Below are 16,929 nucleotides of genomic sequence, written 5' to 3'. Positions count from 1 at the left end.
CTGCCGTACGCCTGCGTGCTGGGGGTGCCCGGACCACGCCGTCCCGGCACCCCCCAGCATAATTAGCCGGTGGTGATCGTGACTCCGTCGATCACCCAGTACCAGTTGTTGCTGCCGGTGTAGTGGAAGCGGAAGCTCACGCTGGACGCCCCCGGGGGGACGTCCAGGGTCAGGGACTGGCGCTGGGAGATCACGTCGGAGGTGTACCGCCTGACCTCGACGGGCGTGCCGCCGTTGAAGGAGGCGAGGACGCGGGCGCTCTGGCCGCCCTCCTGGCGGTGGAGGGTGGTGAAGCCGAGGGTGACGGTGGACCTGCCGCCGACCGCGTACGCCGGGGTGACCAGCGTGGAGTCGAACGGACCCGAGGACGCCTTGTCGTCCCACTCGTCGGAGTCGGCGACCGCGAAGACGCCGCGCGAGCGGACGTTCAGCTCGCGGGACTGGTCGCGCTGGGTGCGGCTCCAGAACTCGTCGGTGGCGAAGGACCAGCCGCGCCACTCGGCCACGCCTCCGGTGCCCATCGCGGAGTTGACCACCGACCAGCCGCTGGGCGCGGTGGGCGTCCAGCCGAGGACCCCCGCGGGGATGCCGGTCTCGTCCACGCGGGCGGACAGCGCGGGGTACAGCGCCTCGAAGGCGTCGGTGGAGCGCTCCTGGATCGGCTTGCCGTCCAGCCCCCAGGCGGGGTCGGGGGCGATGCCGAGCTGCTTGAAGACGGTGGCGGCGACGTCCACCAGCCGGGTGTCGGCGGGGCGGGCGCCCGCCGCGATACCGGGGCCCTGGGCGAGGACGAAGGTGCGCCGCTCCTCGATGGAACTGCCCCCGTGGCCGCCGGGGTCGGTGTGGCCGTGGTCGGTGGCGACGATGACGGTCCAGCGTTCGGTGGCGTACGAGGGACGGGCCCGGACGGCGGCGAGGAGGCGGCCGATGTAGCCGTCGACCACGTCGGTCGCCTCGCGGTAGCGGGGGCTGGCCGCGCCCTGGTTGTGGCCGACGATGTCGACCTGCCCGAAGTAGACGAACAGGACGTCCGGGTTCTGGCCGCGGAGGATCGACTCGGTCTCGGCGGCGATGGTGGCGTCGTGGCCGGGGTAGCCGTCGCGGTCGCCGTCCAGGACCAGCTTGGCGTCGGCGCCCGGGGTGACGGTGCCCTGGGCGTCCAGCGGTTTCCAGTCGACGGCCGCGTAGGTGGAGAGCTGGGGGCGGACCTGGGCGAGGCGGGCGAGGAAGCCGGGGTATCTGCCGTAGTCCTTCCCGGCGAAGGAGTTGTCCTTCACGCCGTGCTTGTCGGGCCAGACGCCGGTGGAGATGGTCGACCAGCCGGGGCCGGAGGAGGTGGCGGCCATCGGGTTGGCGTACAGCAGGGAGGTGCCGTACGTGCCGTTCGCCATCATCGACTTGAGGTGCGGGGCCGCGGCGGCGGCGATGACGTCGTGGCGGAGCCCGTCGATGCCGATGACGAGCACCTTGTCCTTGCTGGTGCCGGCGGGGAGCGTGGGCGCGGCGTGCGCGGGGGCGGCGGCCAGGGGGCCGACGGCCGCCGCGGTGGCCGCCGCGGCGGTGGTGGCGAGCACGGAACGGCGGGACAGGGACCGGGACACGTGATCCTCCGGAGCGGGGACGGGGCGTACGGGGACGGGGCGTACGGGGACGGGGCGTACGGGTGCGGGGCTTACGGGGACGGGGAGAGCGGGCGTGCGGTGGACGGGTTCGGGCCGAACGGGAGCGTGCCGAACGAGGGCGGGGCGGGGTCGTCGGGACGCTAACCACCCTCTGGACCAGACCCGTTACCTTCGCGAGACATCGGGCCCGGGTCCAGACCCTGGCAGGGACGCATGGCCGTCAGGTGACCGGTCAGCTTCCGGTGGCCGACTTCCAGGCGTCGATGTACGAGTCCAACTGGTCACCGATCTCGGCCCAGTTGGGCTCGAAGACCTCCACGCCCTCCATCACGGCGGCCAGTTCGACGGCGTTGGCGTCGGTGGCCTGGATGTCCTTGCGGGCCGCGAAGCCCCCGCCGACCGCGCTGACGTCCCGCTGGGCCTGCTCGGAGAGGAGGAAGTCGAGCAGCTTCCTGCCGTTCTCGCTGTGCGGGGCGTCCGCGACGAGCCCGGCCGCGTACGGGAGGGCGAAGGTGGTGGGCTGTCCGCCTTCCCTGGCGGGGAACCAGATGGCGAGGTTGGGCATGTCCTTCGACTGGGCGAAGTTCATCTGGACGTCCCCGTTGGCGACGAGGAGTTCCCCCTTGTCGACCTTGGGGGCCAGCTTGCCGGTGGAGGCGGAGGGTCCGACGTTGTTGGTCTGGAGCTTCTTCAGATACGCCATGGCGGGCTCCTGGCCGCCGAAGTCGTGCAGGGCCTTGATGAGGACGGCGGTGCCGTCGCCCGCGACGCCGGGGGTGGAGTACTGGACCTTCTCCTTGAACCCGGGGTCCAGCAGGTCCTCCCAGGTGGTGGGCGGGTCCTTCAGTTCCTGCTTGTTGTGGACGAACCCGAAGTAGTTGTTCACGACGGAGGTCCACGTGCCGTCGGTGGCCCGGCCGGCGCCGTCGACCTGGTCGGCGCCCTTCGGCTCGTACGCGGTCAGCAGCCCCTTGTCGTCGGCCTGCTGGATGAACGGCGGCAGGGTGACGAGGACGTCGGCCTGGGTGTTGGCCTTCTCCCGGGCGGCGCGCTGCACCATCTCGCCGGAGCCGCCCTCCACGTACTGGACCTTGATGCCGGTCTTCTTCTCGAAGTCCTCGAAGACCTTGTCGTACCAGCCGTTCCCGTTCTCGCCCTTGAGGCCGTCGGCGCTGTAGACGGTGACGGACTTCTCGTCGGAGGCGGCGGAGGAGCCGCAGGCGGAGAGGGTGACGGGGGCGAGGGCGGCCAGGGAGAGGGCGAGGGCACGGGCGGGCTTGCGCATGGGTTCTCCAGAGAGCGAGGGAGGGCGGGGGACTGCGGATCAGGAGAGCGGTGGATCGGCGGAGCGGTGCATCAGCGGTAGGTGGCGCGGGTCCGGATGCGGGAGACGGCGGCCAGCACGAGGAGCGTCGTCGCCATCAGGACCACGGCGAGGGCGGCGCCGGTGAAGAGCGAGCCCCGGTCGGTGGTGGCGAAGATCCGCACCGGCAGCGGGGTCCAGTCCGGCGGGTAGAGCATCATCGTGGCGCTCAACTCCCCCATGGACAGGGCGAAGCAGAGCCCGACGGCCGAGGTGAGCGAAGGCAGCAGCAGGGGCAGTCTCACCCGCCACAGGACGCGGGCGGGGCTCGCGCCGAGACCGGCGGCGGCCTGTTCGTACACCGGGTCCAGACGGCGTACGGCGGCCGCCACCGACTGGTAGGCGAAGGCGGTGACCAGGACGGTGTGGGCGAGGATCACGATCCAGCGGGTCCCGTTGAGCAGGACGGGCGGCCGGCTGTAGGCGACCAGCACCGCGAGCCCGACGACGACCGAGGGCACGGCCACCGGCAGGATGAACAGGGCGTCCAGGAGCCGCTTGCCGCGCTCGCGCAGAGCGGCGGCGGCGAGCGCGGCCCAGCCGCCGAGGGTGAGGGCCAGCAGACTCGCGGCCACCGCGGTGACCAGGCTCGTGGTGAGCGCCTGGAGCGACGCGCCACTGGTCGCGGCGGCGTACCGGGCGGTGGTGGGCCCGGACGGGAGGGCCCCGGACCAGTTCGTGGCGAGGGACGCGGCGAGGATGACGAGCAGGGGCACCGCGAAGAGCGGGACGAAGAGGAGCAGGAAGAGCGCCCAGGTGGCCCACTTCCCGGCCCGGCTATGCACCAGCACGGCGGCTCACCACCCGGTAGAGGCCGTAAAGGCCCACGGAGATCGCGATGTTGACGACGGCGACGACACAGGCGGCCGGGTAGTCCGACTCCAGGATGGCCTTGCTGTAGACGAGCATCGGCAGCGTGGTGACGTCCTTCGCCCCGGTGAACAGCACGATCCCGAACTCGTTGAGGCACATCACCAGCACCAGACTGCCGCCGGCCGCCAGCGCCGGGAGCGCCTCCGGCAGGATCACCTGCCGGATGATCCGCAGCGGCCCCGCGCCGAGCGAGGAGGCCACCTCCAGCTGCCCGGTGTCGAGTTGGGAGAACGCGGCGAGCAGCGGACGCATGACGAACGGCGTGAAGCAGGTGATCTCGGCGAGCAGGACGCCCCAGGGGGTGGTCAGGAAGTGGAAGGGGCCGTCCGCCGCCCCGGTGGCGCCGGTCCACAGCCCGTTGGCCATGCCGACCGTGCCGTAGACGAACAACAGGGCGAGCGTGATCAGGAAGGACGGGAAGGAGAGGAAGACGTCCACGAACCGGGCGACCGCCTTCCCGCCGGGGAACGGCACGAACGCGATGACCAGAGCGAGGACGAACCCGAGGACCAGACAGCCCGCGGTCGAGCCCACGGCGAGCCACACGGTCGTGGTGAGCGCGTCGCGGAAGGCGGCGGAGGCGAAGACCTCGGCGTACGGGTCGAGTGAGACGCCGCCCTCGTCGGGGGTGAAGGACTGCTGGACGACGAGCGCCAGCGGGTAGAGGAACGCGAGGGCGAGAACGGCGACGGGCGGCAGCCCCCAGACCCAGGCGGGGACGCTACGGGACCGGCCGGGGTCGGGCCGGGCGGTGTCGGGCCGGGCCCCGCCGTCCGTCGGCCCCCGGTCGAGAACGGCGTTAGCCACGGGGCACCCCCGTCCTCACCGACTGCGCCGCGGCCGGTGTCACTGCCGGTGCCGCCGTCGGATCCTGCGGCCCGGCCGGGAGCAGCACCGCGTCCTCGGCCGCGAAGTGCAGGGTGACGGAGTCGCCGAGGGCCGGGGGCTCGCGCAGTTCGCGGAGGTCGGCCAGGACGCGGTGGCCGTCGACGTCGGCGTGGACGCGGTGGGTGGAGCCGCGCCACTGGACCTCGGTGACGGTGCCGGTGAGCGCGTTGGGGCCGGGGCCGAGACCGACCAGGTGCGGCCGCACGCAGAGGGTGGCGGTGGCGCCGGGCGCGGCACTGCCGGTGGGGACGGCGAGCGGGCGGCCGCCGGACTCCTCGGAGCCGCGGTGATCCAGGGAGCGGTCGAGACGGCCCGCCGCTTCGGCGGTGGCGGTGGCGGTGGCGGCCTTGGCGGTGGCTGTGGCTGTGGCTGTGGCTGTGGCTGTGCCGGTAGCTGTGGCGTGGAGACGCACCGCGCCCTCTCCCGTGACGGTGACCGGGAGCAGGTTGGCGTTGCCGACGAACGAGGCGGTGAACTCCCTACGGGGTCGGCGGTACAGCTCCTGAGGGGTGCCGCAGTCCTGGAGCCGGGCGCGGTCCATCACGGCGATCCGGTCGGCGAGGGTCAGCGCCTCCACCTGGTCGTGGGTGACGTAGAGGATCGACATGTCGGGCAACTCGCGGTGCAGCCGGGCCAGTTCGGCGAGCATTCCGGAGCGCAGCCGGGCGTCGAGTGCGGAGAGGGGTTCGTCCAGGAGGAGGACGCCGGGCCGGATGGCGAGCGCGCGGGCGATGGCGACGCGCTGCTGCTGGCCGCCGGAGAGCTCGCGCGGGTGGCGGTCGGCGTAGGCGGCCATGCCGACGAGTTCGAGGGCTTCGGCGACCCGGCCGGGGATGTCCGCCTTCGGGGTGCGGTGGGCCTTGAGCCCGAAGGCCACGTTGTCCTTGACCCTCAGGTGCGGAAAGAGGGCGTAGCTCTGGACGACCATGCCGATGCCGCGCCGGTGCGGGGGCAGCGCCGTGACGTCGTGGCCGCCGAGGAAGACCCGCCCGGAGGCGGGCCGGACGAACCCGGCGACCGCGCGCAGGGCGGTGGTCTTGCCCGAGCCGGAGGGCCCGAGGAGGGCCATCACCTCGCCCGGTCCGACGGTGAGGTCGAGCCGGTCCAGGACGACGGTCCGGCCGTACGCGACGGTGACCCCGTCGAAGCGGATGCCGCTGGGGACGGCGGGGGCCGTCGGCACCGGGGGGCCCGTACGGGCGGTGGCGTGCGGGGCGCTCATGTCGCGGTCCGCCCGTCCGGGCCCGGCAGCTGGACCGCCCCGGCGGGCGCGGCCGGGCCGGACGTGCGGACCGCTTCCGCCCGCGCGTCTCGGCTCGCCGGTGCCGTCGCCTCCGCCCGCCCGTCCGGGCCGGACGCTCCGGCCGCTTCCGCCCGCGCGCTCAGGTCCGGTGCTCCGGCCGCCTCCACCCCCGCGATCAGGTCCGGCAGGTCGGCGACGGACCCGAGGACGTGGGTCGCGCCGTGCCGGGCCAGCTGGTCCTTGTCGTGGGCGCCGGTGAGGACCCCGGCGACGAGCCCGGCGCCGGAGCGTACCCCGCTGAGCATGTCGTACGAGGTGTCCCCGGCGACCGCGATCCGCCGGACGTCGTCCACCGCGCCGGTGCGCAGCAGGGCGGCCAGGACCAGGTCCGGGTGGGGCCTGCCCCGGCCGCCCGCGTCGGCGGGGCAGAGGGTGAGCGGGACGAGGTCCTGCCAGCCGAGGGCGGCGAGGATGGCGTCCTGGGTGGCGCGGGCGAACCCGGTGGTCAGGACCACGGTGCGGCCCTCGGCGGCGAGGCGCTCGACGGCCTCCCGCGCTCCGGGGAGCGGGGCGACCCTGCCGCCGTCGACCAGTTCCCCGTACGCCTCCTCGAAGGCGGTGTTGGCGCGCCGGGCGGTGTCCTCGTCGCCGAAGAGGTGCCGGAAGACGGAGATCTTTGACTCGCCCATGGTCGCCCGCACATAGGCGAGTTGGCGTTCGTGCTCGTCCGATCCCGTTCGTACGCCCAGGCGTTGGGCGGCGGCGGAGAAGGCCTGTTCGACGAGGCCGCCGTCGGCGACGGTGGTTCCGGCCATGTCGAGGACGACGAGCCCGAAGAAGGGGCGGTCCGTCGTCGTGCGTGTCGCTGAAGTCATCTGATTCACCAGCCCAGTTCGTCTGCGGTCGTCTCGGCGATGGCGGGCGAGCACGTCATGCCGCGCCCGCCGGGTCCGGTCACCAGCCAGACCCCGTCGCGCACCTGCTGCCGGTGGACGACCCGGGAGGTGTCCGTGCACTGGGCGTAGACACCCGCCCAGCGGCGGCGGATGCGCGGCAGCGGGCGGCCGAGGAAGGCCTCGACCACCCGGGTGAGGTGTTCGTACGGCTCCTCGACCGTGTCGAAGGCGAAGGGGTGCTCGTACTCGTGGGTGTCCCCGATGGTCAGCCCGCCGTCGCTGCGCTGCACCATGAGGAGTTGCATACGGTGTGCGGCGGCCACCGGGTCCTGCGGCTGCCCGGCGTCGAGCGCGTCCAGCGCCTCGCCTCGGTAGGCGGGGTAGTAGCGGAAGCTGTCGGCGTCGGCCACCGAGGTGGTGAGGGGTTCGCCGAGGGGGTCGGTCTGGGCCATCTGGAGGCGGACGCGCCGCACGGGCAGTCCGGGTCCGGCGAGTTCGCGGACGAGCCCGCCGAGCCAGGCCCCGGTCGCCAGGATGACGGCGTCGCCGGTGTGGACGTCACCGTGGTCGTCGCGCACGGAGGCGGTCCCGACGACCTCGCGGACCTCACGGCCGGGGAGGAAGGTGTAGCGTCCGGACGCCAGCAGCTCTTCCCGTAGGGCGAGTTGGGCGGTGCGCGGCTCGACGGCCGCGTCCCGCTCGCACCAGAGGGCGGCGGTGAACGCGCCGCGCAGAGCCGGGTTGAGGGCACGGGCCTCGGCCGCGGTGAGCAGCTTGTAGCCGCGCTCCGCCGCGTCCGGCCGGGCTGTGGCCGCCTCGGCGACGGCGACCTCGCGACCGGTCCGCAACGGGGTGAGCGAACCGCACCCCCGGAAGCCGAGCGCGGGCACCCGGGCCCCGATCTCCTCCCACAACTCCCGGGCGCGCAGGGCGGTTTCCAGCTCCGCGCCACCGGCCCGGCCACTGACCCATATCTGTCCGAAATTGCGGAGCGAAGCCCCGCGCGCCTCACTCTCGCGCTCGATCTGTACGACCTCGTGGCCGCGGCTGACTGCGTGCCAGGCGTGCATGGTTCCCACCACGCCGGCTCCTACGACGATGACTCTCACGGCGGCCACGCTCCCGGCGGTGGGTGTCCCGGACACGTCCGGTCACCGACGGACCGGTGAACGACCCCGCAAGTTTGGACCAGACCCGTTATCTTAACGTGATGGAAACGAGAGCCCCCGTCGCTGCCGGACGCGGGCCTCTCAGTCCCGGTCCTCGCCCCTCAGACGGGTTGAGAAGGAGAAGCGGTCTCCGCGGTAGAGCGTGCGGACCCGCTCCAGCGGCCGCCCCTCGCTGTCCCGGGAGAGCCGGTGGATCAGCAGCATCGGCAGCGCGGGCGGGGTCCCGATGAGCAGGGCCTCCCGCGGGGTGGCGAGGACGGTCTCGATCCGCTCGTCCGCGTCGCCGAAGGCGATGCCCAGGCGTTCGCGGAGGTAGACGTAGAAGGAGGAGTCGGGGTCGAAGCGGGTGTCCAGCTCCGGGGCGCGTGCGACGGAGACGTACGTGCTCTCCAGGCCGACCCGCTCGTCGTCGGCGAGCAGCACCCGCTCCAGGTGCCAGACCGGATCGCCCCGCTCGACCCCGACCTCGGCGGCGAGCGCCTCGGGGCAGGGGAAGCGGTCCAGGCCGATGAGGTGACGGCCGGGCCGCCTGCCCTGGCGGCGGACGCCCTCGGTGTAGCTGGCGAGGGAGAGGGGCTGTTCCAGCTTGGGCCCGGCGACGACGGTCCCGCGCCCCTGTCGCCGCAGCCGCCCTTCCAGGAGCAGGTCGCGCAGGGCCTGGCGGACGGTCTCGCGCGACACCTCGTGCCGCTGGGCCAGCTCCCGCTCGGTGGGCAGCAGCCCGCCCTCGCCCAGTTCGTCCAGCAGCACCGCGATACGGGCCTTGACCGCGTAGTACTTCGGGATGCGGCCGTGCTCCGGGATGCCGGAGCGGATCGGTGCGCCAGGTGCCTGGTCGTTCGGGTAGTCCACGGCCCGATGGTGGCAGACGTACGTGAACGCCTTGGCGGGGGTACGGATACGGGTGCGGGCGAGGTGCGCTCGCGGGGCGGTCGGCGTCGCGGGCCCGGTCAGGCGGTCGGCCTTGGGCGCCGTTCGGCCCGACGGGACCGGTCGGCCTTGCGGGACCGGTCCGCCCGGCGGGACCGGTCGGCTTCGGGTGGCGCGCCGGGGTCAGTCCGCCGGGCGGCGTGCACGGCGGGCCTGGGCGAGGAGGGCCGCTCCGCCGAGCAGCAGGGCACCGGCGGCGGCCCCGGTCCAGGCGAGCGACACCGCTCCGGTGCGGGCGAGTTCGGGGAGCGGGCGGTCCGTGCCGTCGCGGGGCGGGAGGCCCGGGGGCCGCGTACCTTCGTCGTCGCCCTCGGTCTCCGGACGGGCGGTGCCGGAGTCGCGCTCCGGCAGAGGCTTCCGGCCGGTACCGGCTTCCTCACGGGGTCCCTCGGGCCGCTCGGTAGGGGTGCCGGTGTCCGGGTCGGTGCGCGGGGGGTCGGGGCGTTCCGGTTCGCGGGTGTCGCCGGTGACGCCGTCGACGATCACGAACGCGTAGTCCGCCGACTCCCCCACCCAGTCACCGTCCTCGCGCCCGCCGCCCTTGTCCATGTCCTGGTGGTGGCGCTGGACGACGGCGGCGCGGGCGGAGACGGGCCCGGGGGCGGTGTCGGAGGTGAACGCCATCCGGACGCGTACGGCGACGGTCTTCCCCGCGGGCACGGTGAGTCCGCCGAGTACCCCGATCTGCTCGTCGCGGTCGGTGGTCTCCCAGGTGACGCGGTGCTCGGCGCCGGGCCGGCCGGGCTCGGCGTACGACAGCTGGATCTGCTCGGCCGTCAGCCGGCGGTCGCGGTCGGTGAGGACGAGAACCGGGTGCAGGGCCCCGCAGGAGGCGTCGGTGGTGTTGGTGACCTCCAGGAACCAGGTGCCGTAACCGCCGCCGGAGGCGTACCGGTCCGGGGCGTTCTGGATGCGGGCCTCGACGGGGAACTCCTTCGCGCCCGGGTCACCGCAGGCGGGCTGCTCGTCAGCGGCTAAGGATGCGGGGAGCGGCGGGGCGGGCAGGGCGGTCGCCTGCGGTCCGCCCAGGAGCGCGGCGGGCACCGCGATCCCGGCGACCAGCCCGAGGGCGGAGAGCGTACGGCCGTCACGTGACCGTGCACCGGAGGTGGGGGACATGACGAGGATCCTTCGCTGCTCGCGGACGACCCGGGGCGGCGGCCACCGGTGGTGTCCTCCGACGCAAGCACGCGCGCGCGGACTCAGAGAGTCGACATGCCGACATCGTTCATACGATCACCCGACCGGCTTCGCCGTGTGGGGCCCGCATCCGACCCGTACCCCCTACGCTCCGCTCCCCTGCCCCCGCTCCCCCACCCGTCCGAACACCGGCGCGAGCACCAGCTGTGCCGCGCCCTCCGCCACGGGCCGGTCGCCGCCTCGCGCCACCGTGACGGTCACCGCGCCTCTGTCCCTGCCTCTGGCTCCGCCTCCGCCGCCGCGCGCGGCCCGCTCCTCGATCACGGCGCGGACGCCTCGTACGTACGCGTCCTCATCCGCCGCCACCGTGCGGCCGCCCAGCACGACCCGGTCGATGTCGAGCAGCCCGACCAGGTTCGCCGCGCCCGCGCCGAGGACCCGGGCCGCCTCTGCCCGGTCGCCGCGCGCCTCGGCGGCCAGGCAGAGCGCCTCGACGCAACCGCGTCCGCCGCACCCGCACAGCGGCCCGTCCAGCTGAAGGGTCTGGTGGCCGAACTCGCCCGCTCCCGTCCGCGCGCCCCGGTGCACCTCGCCGCCGAGGACGAGACCGGCGCCGAGCCCCGTACCGACGTGGAGGTAGGCGAAGTCGCCCGGCGGCTCGCTCGGCGAGAGGGCCAGCGCCAGGGCCAGGGCGGCGGCGTTGGTGTCCTTGTCGACGGTGACCGGCAGACCGGTGCGTTCGGCGAGGGCGTCGCGGAGGGGGAAGCCGTCCCATCGCGGGAAGCCGGTGACCCGGTGGAGTACGCCGTCCCGGTGGTCGAGCGGGCCCGGTACGGCGACCCCCACCCCCAGCACCGGCCGGTGCGGCTCGGCCGCGCTCAGGTCGCGTACGGCGTCGGCCGCGGCGGCCAGCACCCGGTCCGCCGGAGCGCCGAAGTCGAGCGGCGCCGTGGTCGTGGCGACCGGGCGACCGGCGAGGTCGACCAGGACCGCCGTGAGCCCGTCGCGGTCCAGGTGGAGGCCGACGGCGAACTGCGCGTCGGGTACGAGCCGGAGCACCGTACGCGGCTTGCCGCCGGTGGAAGGCCGCAGGCCCGCGCCGACGGCCAGGCCCTCCGCCCGCAGCCGCGCGGTGATCTTGCTGACGGCCTGCGGTGTGAGGCCGGTGCGCTCGGCGAGCTCCAGCCGGCTGATGCCCCCGGCCCCGGCGGCCCGCAGCAGATCCAGGACCAGCGCGGCGTTGTGGTGGCGCAGCGCCGGAAGGTTCACACCGGCATGGCTCTTCGGCCGGGCCGTCGGAACCGTCCCGGCCCGCGCGCTCGTCCCGCTCCCGTTCAGCGGTTCATTCCCCTTCACCCGTCCATTGTGCCGGTCGCTTGCACTTTGGCAACAGCGTTGCTTAAGTGGAACGTATGACCCCCAACGCCTCGGACGCCCCGCTCCGCGTCGCCCTCGTCGGCTACGGCCTGGCCGGTTCCGTCTTCCACGCCCCGCTGATTACCGCGACGGACGGCCTGGTCCTCGACACGCTCGTCACGTCGAACGAGGAGCGCCGGACCGAGGCCCGCGCCGCGTACCCGGGCGTACGGTTCGCGGCCTCGCCGGACGAGCTGTGGGAGCGCGCGGACGAGCTGGACCTGATCGTGATCGCCTCCCCGAACAAGACGCATGTCTCCCTCGCGACAGCCGCCCTCAAGGCCGGTCTCCCCGTGGTCGTGGACAAGCCGATCGCCGGGACCGCCGCCGAGGCGCGGGAGCTGGCGGCGCTCGCCGAGGAGCGCGGGCTGCTGCTCTCGGTCTTCCAGAACCGCCGCTGGGACAACGACTTCCGCACCCTCGCCGCGCTGATCGCCGACGGCGAGCTGGGCGAGGTGCAGCGCTTCGAGTCCCGCTTCGAGCGCTGGCGGCCCCAGCTGAAGGGCGGCTGGCGCGAGTCGGGCGACCCGGAGGAGATCGGCGGGCTGCTGTACGACCTGGGCAGCCATGTCGTGGACCAGGCGCTGGCGCTGTTCGGCCCGGCGGCCACGGTGTACGCGGAGTCCGACGTACGCCGCCCCGGCGCGGCCGCCGACGACGACACGTTCATCGCCATCACCCATGCCGGCGGGGTCCGTTCGCACCTGTACGTGAGCGCCACCACGGCCCAGCTCGGCCCGCGGTTGCGGGTGCTGGGCTCGAAGGCGGGCTATGTGAAGTACGGCCTGGACCCGCAGGAGGCCGCCCTGCGCGAGGGTCTGCGCCCGGTGGCCGACGAGCCCTGGGGCGAGGAGGCGGAGGAGCTGTGGGGCCGCCTCGGCTCCGGCGAGTCCCCGCTGACCGGCGGCGGCGCCCCGGTCCGTACGCTGCCCGGCGACTACCCCGCGTACTACGCCGCTGTGGCCGCCGCCGTGCGCGGCACCGGCGAGAACCCGGTCACCGCCCACCAGGCCGCCGCCGCGCTGGACGTCCTGGAAGCGGCCCGCCGCTCGGCCCGTGAGGGCGTCACCGTGACCCTGTCCGCAGCCCCGACCGGCGAGGAGCAGCCCGCCTCATGACCACCACCTCTCCCACCATCGCCGAGCTGATCGCCCAAGAGCGACGGCTCACCCTCCCGCACTTCTCCTACGACGACGCGTTCGCGCTCGGCAGCCTGCTGGTGGCCTTGGCCCGGGAGCGACATGCCCCGGTGGCGATCGACATCCGGCGCGGCGCGCAGCAGTTGTTCCACGCGGCGCTGCCGGGTTCGAGCGCGGACAACGACGCCTGGATCGACCGTAAGCGCAAGGTGGTCGAACGGTACGGCGAGAGTTCCTACCTGGTCGGCAGCCGCTTCCGGGCCAAGGGCACGACGTTCGAGGAGTCCTCGCGCCTGGACCCGGACACCTACGCCGCGCACGGCGGCTCGTTCCCGCTCGCGGTGGAGGGAGCGGGCGTGATCGGCACGGTCACCGTCTCCGGGCTGCCGCAGGCGGAGGACCACGCGATGGTGGTGGAGGCGCTGGAGCAGTTCGCGGCACGGCTGGAGGACTGAGCGGGAACCTGGAGGACTGAGCAGGAGGCAGGGACCGGACGCGCCGTCACGGGACGGGGGGCGCCACCACCGTACGCAGGGTGGTGGCGCCCCCGTCCCGCACCTCAGCGGGTTGCGCTCCCGGCACCCGTCGGAGCCGGGCCCCTCCTCCATACCTGTTAAGGGCTGTGCCGCACCTGTTAAGGGCTACGCCGCCTTCAGCTCCTGCCGCTGCCGGCCGAGCCCTGCCACCTCCAGCTCCACCACGTCTCCGGCCTTCAGGTAGGGCTTCGGCTCGGGCTGGCCCATGGCGACCCCGGCGGGCGTGCCGGTGTTGATGACGTCGCCGGGGTAGAGCGTCATGAAGTGGCTGAGGTAGCGGACGACTTCGCCCACCGGGAAGATCTGGTCGGCGGTCGTGCCGTCCTGCTTCAGCTCGCCGTTGACCCAGAGCCGCAGCGGCAGGGCCTGCGGGTCGGCCACCTCGTCGGCGGTGACCAGCCAGGGGCCCAGCGGGTTGAACGTCTCGCAGTTCTTGCCCTTGTCCCAGGTGCCGCCGCGCTCGATCTGGAACGCGCGCTCGGAGACGTCGTGGGCGGTCGCGTACCCGGCGACGTGGGCGAGCCCCTCCTCAGCCGTGTCCAGGTAGCGGGCGGTACGGCCGATGACGACGGCCAGCTCGACCTCCCAGTCGGTCTTCCGGCTGCCGCGGGGTACGAGGACGGGGTCCTCGGGTCCGACGACGGTGTCGGGGGCCTTGAAGAACAGGATCGGCTCCGCCGGGATCTCCGCACCCGTCTCGGCGGCGTGGTCGTGGTAGTTGAGCCCGATGCACACGATCTTGCCGATGCGTCCCAGCGGAGGGCCGGTCCGAAGCCCCGCGGGGTCGAGGACGGGCAGCGCACCGGGCGCGTCGGCGGCCGCCCGTACCCGGGCGAACGCGGAGGCGTCGGCGAACAGTTCGCCGTCGATGTCGGGGACGATCCCCGACAGATCACGCAGTGTCCCGTCGCGGTCGAGAAGCGCGGGACGCTCGGCGCCCGCCGTACCGACTCGAAGCAGCTTCAACGGTCCAACTCCTCTTGGTCGAGGTGAGGCCCTTCGGCGGGGTGCGGCCGACGACGGGCTTGGCTGATCCTCCAAGAGATGCGATCGCTCCGCAAGACCTCGTTCACCCACTGGACCGGCGCACTGACCGGCGGTTTTACGCCGCGTCGGCCATGGTGCCCGTCGTCCCGCTGTGCGTGATCACAGCGGGACGACGGCATCAGCCGGCCGTGGCGACGGCGTCGGGTGGCTGCCGGGACGGCATCGGGCGGCAGGGAGACGGCGTACGTCAGGTGGCTGTCGCGACGGCGGCGGGGACGCGCAGATCGCGGTAGAGCCAGGCCCGCTCCGCGGCGCTCCAGGCGGTCGTGGTGACGACGTACAGGGCGGCGGCGAGCGGGACGACGGCCACGGTGATCAGGGTCGCGAACGAGAGCAGCGGCATCACCTTGACCATCGCGCCGACGCCGGGCACGGGCTGTCCGTCGGGCCCGGTGGCCGGGGTCATCGGGTTGGCCGCCATCTGCCGCCTGGTCATCCGGTAGCTGAAGGTGGCCACGGTGAGGACGAGTGCGAAGAGCCCGAGGTACACCAGCCCGTGCGCTCCGAGGACCCCGCCGTCCGCGAGGGCGTCGTGCCAGCGCCCGCCGAGCGGCGCGCCGAACAGGTCGTGGCTGAGGAGCGCGTTGGGCTCGCCGCCGATGGAGCCGCTGGAGAACAGGTGGTAGAGGAGGAAGAAGGCGGGCAGCTGGAGCAGGCTCGGCAGGCAGCCGGAGAGCGGCGAGACCTTCTCCGCGGCGTGCAGCTCCATGATCGCCTTCTGCATCCGCTCGGGGTTCTTCCCGTGCTTCCTGCGCAGCTCGGCGATCTGCGGCTGAAGCCGGGTACGGGCCTTCTGCCCCCGCGCGGCGGCCCGGGAGAGCGGATGGACGGCGAGCCGCACGAGGGCGGTGATCAGGACGATCGCGGCGGCGGTGGAGGCGGCCTGGAAGAACGGCTGGAGCAGATCGGCGAGGGAGCCGACCAGGTCGGCGAAAGCGGACATGAAGGCGGACATGGGTGAGCCCTCCGGGGGTCTCGTCGTGCCGGGAGAAGTACGTGTTCGGTACGCGGCATGACGACCGGCGCGGGGCGCACGTGCGGGTGCACCGTACGCACGCGGAAGCGCGGGCGTTGCGGGAGGGAACCCTCTACGCGGCGGCCGTCAGGAGGGCGTGCCCGGGTGCCCGGGGCCTGGTGCGCCCCCGTGCGTCGGGGTCGCGCTGCGGGAGGAAGGCGGTGCGCCGCTCCCGGTCCCTGATGGCTGTACGGACCCGGGTGCGGGGCACCGGGGAGGCGCAGCGGGCGCTGATGACGGAGCAGACGACGAGCGCGGAACCGGCCGCGGCGGTGGCAGCGAGCGCGACGGCGGCGGAGAGGCTGCCGCCCTCGGCGAGGAGGATCCCGGTGAGGAAGAGGAGGACGAGTCCGGCGGGCCGGAGCAGCCGGGCGAAGGCGCGGCGCAGGGCGTCGGCGTCCCGCACGATGTGCACCTCTCGTTCCTCGTTCCGTCCTCGTACCGGTCCTGCGAGATGCCGCTCATCGGAGCGAACGGCACTCTTTCGTTATACACGATGATCGGGTCCGCCCCCGGGTTTCCCAGGTCCTTCAACGGGGCCGCATCGAGGTGAGCTGCCCCCAGACGATGAGCCGGTAGCGGGAGCTGAACTCGGGGGTGCAGGTGGTGAGGGTGAGGTAGTAGCCGGGCTCGCTGTATCCGGCGGACGTGGTGATGTTGCTGCGGGGCACCGGCGCGATGACCCCGCTGTCGGAGGGCGCGGTACGCGTGAGACGTCTGTCGACGGTGTAGGTGTGGACGGCGTCCCGGGTCTCGACGGTGATCCGGTCGCCGCGCCGCAGCCGGTCGATGTGCCGGAAGGGCTCGCCGTGGGTGTTGCGGTGCCCGGCGAGCGCGAAGTTCCCGGCCTGCCCGGCCCCCGCGGTGCGGGTGTAGTGCCCGATGTACCCGCGGTCGAGGACCCCGCCCTTGCTGATGCCCTCGGCGACGGGGGCGGTGAGGTCGATGCGGGGGATGCGAAGGACGGCGTATGCCTGGTCCCAGCGGGGAGCCGGGCCCGGAGCGCCGGCCGGAGCCCCGGACGCGGCGGGCGCATCGGAGGCGGCGTCGGCCGACGGAGGACTTCCGCCGCTCCCCGCACCCTCTCCCGCAGGCCCTGCGGGAGAGGGTGCGCCGGGGGCGACGGGGGTGGCGGGGGCCTGGTCCCAGCCCCGGCGAAGCTCCCGTACGGCGTGCCCGGCCTCGGCACGCGCCTCCCGGTTGGTCCACCACACCTGGTGGGCGACGAGCAGCAGGAGCACGACCCCGAGGGTCACGACGAGTTCGGCGGAGACCCACAGCCCCCGGGCCAGAAGCCGCGCCCCCCGCCCCGGTACACCTCGCCGCTCCCGCACAGCCCCCTCGCCTCCCGCCCCCTCGGTCCTGCCCGCCGCCCGCCGTACGCCATACGCCGTACGCCTCCCGCCGCATGAGCGGCAGAACTGCTGGCCGCACGACCGGCAGGCCCGGCTCAGGGCACGACCGGCAGGACTGCTCACCATCCGGTCGACACGGCGGCCGGGGCGCGAACGATAGAGCCATCGCGCGCAACTCTCCAGACCCGACTCCCTGGATCCACCAGCCCCAGCTCCCGGCATCCACCAGACCCAACTCCCGGGATCCACCTGTCCGGACTTCTCCCGCTTCTCCTCCTCGGCCCTCTTCTCCCCGCC

Annotated in this window: 15 protein-coding genes and 1 pseudogene; 2 read left to right on the top strand and 14 right to left on the bottom strand. The window is 73.7% G+C overall.

The features are described 5' to 3' along the window. Positions 1-62 precede the first annotated feature (62 nt). From ACIRRU_RS07480 to ACIRRU_RS07435, 10 genes and pseudogenes are all read right to left on the bottom strand, one after another. Complete coding sequence (locus ACIRRU_RS07480) at positions 63-1,601, bottom strand: alkaline phosphatase family protein (protein WP_403677378.1); 1,539 nt, start codon at positions 1,599-1,601, stop codon at positions 63-65. Between the two features lie 253 nt (positions 1,602-1,854). After that, positions 1,855-2,907, bottom strand: a complete 1,053-nt coding sequence (locus ACIRRU_RS07475; RefSeq protein ID WP_403677372.1) for a 2-aminoethylphosphonate ABC transporter substrate-binding protein — start codon at positions 2,905-2,907, stop codon at positions 1,855-1,857. Positions 2,908-2,978: 71 nt separating this feature from the next. Beyond that, positions 2,979-3,776: an ABC transporter permease gene (locus ACIRRU_RS07470; RefSeq protein ID WP_403677369.1), complete on the bottom strand. Its 798-nt coding sequence runs from the start codon at positions 3,774-3,776 to the stop codon at positions 2,979-2,981. Then, complete coding sequence (locus ACIRRU_RS07465; protein WP_403677366.1) at positions 3,763-4,665, bottom strand: 2-aminoethylphosphonate ABC transporter permease subunit; 903 nt, start codon at positions 4,663-4,665, stop codon at positions 3,763-3,765. The genes ACIRRU_RS07470 and ACIRRU_RS07465 overlap by 14 nt, the downstream gene beginning before the upstream one ends. Beyond that, positions 4,658-5,968: an ABC transporter ATP-binding protein gene (locus ACIRRU_RS07460; RefSeq protein WP_403677363.1), complete on the bottom strand. Its 1,311-nt coding sequence runs from the start codon at positions 5,966-5,968 to the stop codon at positions 4,658-4,660. Before ACIRRU_RS07460 ends, ACIRRU_RS07465 begins: the two co-directional genes overlap by 8 nt. Positions 5,969-6,147: 179 nt before the next feature. Beyond that, positions 6,148-6,864: pseudogene (locus tag ACIRRU_RS07455) on the bottom strand (phosphonatase-like hydrolase); the annotation flags it as partial. 5 nt (positions 6,865-6,869) lie between these two features. Beyond that, positions 6,870-7,994: a TIGR03364 family FAD-dependent oxidoreductase gene (locus ACIRRU_RS07450; RefSeq protein WP_403677361.1), complete on the bottom strand. Its 1,125-nt coding sequence runs from the start codon at positions 7,992-7,994 to the stop codon at positions 6,870-6,872. Between the two features lie 141 nt (positions 7,995-8,135). Then, positions 8,136-8,906: a GntR family transcriptional regulator gene (locus tag ACIRRU_RS07445; protein ID WP_403677359.1), complete on the bottom strand. Its 771-nt coding sequence runs from the start codon at positions 8,904-8,906 to the stop codon at positions 8,136-8,138. Between the two features lie 201 nt (positions 8,907-9,107). Beyond that, complete coding sequence (locus ACIRRU_RS07440; RefSeq protein ID WP_403677357.1) at positions 9,108-10,103, bottom strand: peptidase; 996 nt, start codon at positions 10,101-10,103, stop codon at positions 9,108-9,110. Between the two features lie 165 nt (positions 10,104-10,268). After that, entirely contained in the window at positions 10,269-11,462 is a 1,194-nt protein-coding gene (locus ACIRRU_RS07435) for an ROK family protein (RefSeq protein WP_403677862.1), read from the bottom strand. 74 nt (positions 11,463-11,536) lie between these two features. On the opposite strand from ACIRRU_RS07435, the gene ACIRRU_RS07430 reads away from it, so the two are divergent. Continuing rightward, positions 11,537-12,658 carry a Gfo/Idh/MocA family oxidoreductase gene (locus ACIRRU_RS07430; protein ID WP_403677355.1) on the top strand — a complete coding sequence of 374 codons (1,122 nt, stop codon included), beginning with the start codon at positions 11,537-11,539 and terminating at the stop codon, positions 12,656-12,658. Beyond that, complete coding sequence (locus ACIRRU_RS07425; RefSeq protein ID WP_403677353.1) at positions 12,655-13,134, top strand: heme-degrading domain-containing protein; 480 nt, start codon at positions 12,655-12,657, stop codon at positions 13,132-13,134. The genes ACIRRU_RS07430 and ACIRRU_RS07425 overlap by 4 nt, the downstream gene beginning before the upstream one ends. A gap of 186 nt (positions 13,135-13,320) precedes the next feature. On the opposite strand, the gene ACIRRU_RS07420 is transcribed toward ACIRRU_RS07425, so the two are convergent. The 4 genes from ACIRRU_RS07420 to ACIRRU_RS07405 form a co-directional block, all read right to left on the bottom strand. Further along, on the bottom strand, positions 13,321-14,181 hold the full coding sequence (locus tag ACIRRU_RS07420) for a fumarylacetoacetate hydrolase family protein (protein ID WP_403677350.1): 861 nt from the start codon (positions 14,179-14,181) through the stop codon (positions 13,321-13,323). A 268-nt stretch (positions 14,182-14,449) separates the two neighbouring features. Further along, positions 14,450-15,217, bottom strand: coding sequence for a YidC/Oxa1 family membrane protein insertase (locus tag ACIRRU_RS07415; RefSeq protein WP_403677347.1), 768 nt, complete (start codon positions 15,215-15,217; stop codon positions 14,450-14,452). Between the two features lie 133 nt (positions 15,218-15,350). Continuing rightward, positions 15,351-15,683 carry a DUF6412 domain-containing protein gene (locus ACIRRU_RS07410; protein ID WP_403677859.1) on the bottom strand — a complete coding sequence of 111 codons (333 nt, stop codon included), beginning with the start codon at positions 15,681-15,683 and terminating at the stop codon, positions 15,351-15,353. Between the two features lie 124 nt (positions 15,684-15,807). Further along, positions 15,808-16,611 carry a class E sortase gene (locus ACIRRU_RS07405; protein ID WP_403677344.1) on the bottom strand — a complete coding sequence of 268 codons (804 nt, stop codon included), beginning with the start codon at positions 16,609-16,611 and terminating at the stop codon, positions 15,808-15,810. Positions 16,612-16,929: the final 318 nt, after the last annotated feature.

It is taken from the genome of Streptomyces sp. NPDC101181 (assembly GCF_044767975.1).
In the GTDB taxonomy this organism is placed as follows: Bacteria; Actinomycetota; Actinomycetes; order Streptomycetales; family Streptomycetaceae; genus Streptomyces.
The sequence above is the reverse complement of the archived record's forward strand: the minus strand, read 5'-3'. Positions and strand labels throughout refer to the sequence as shown.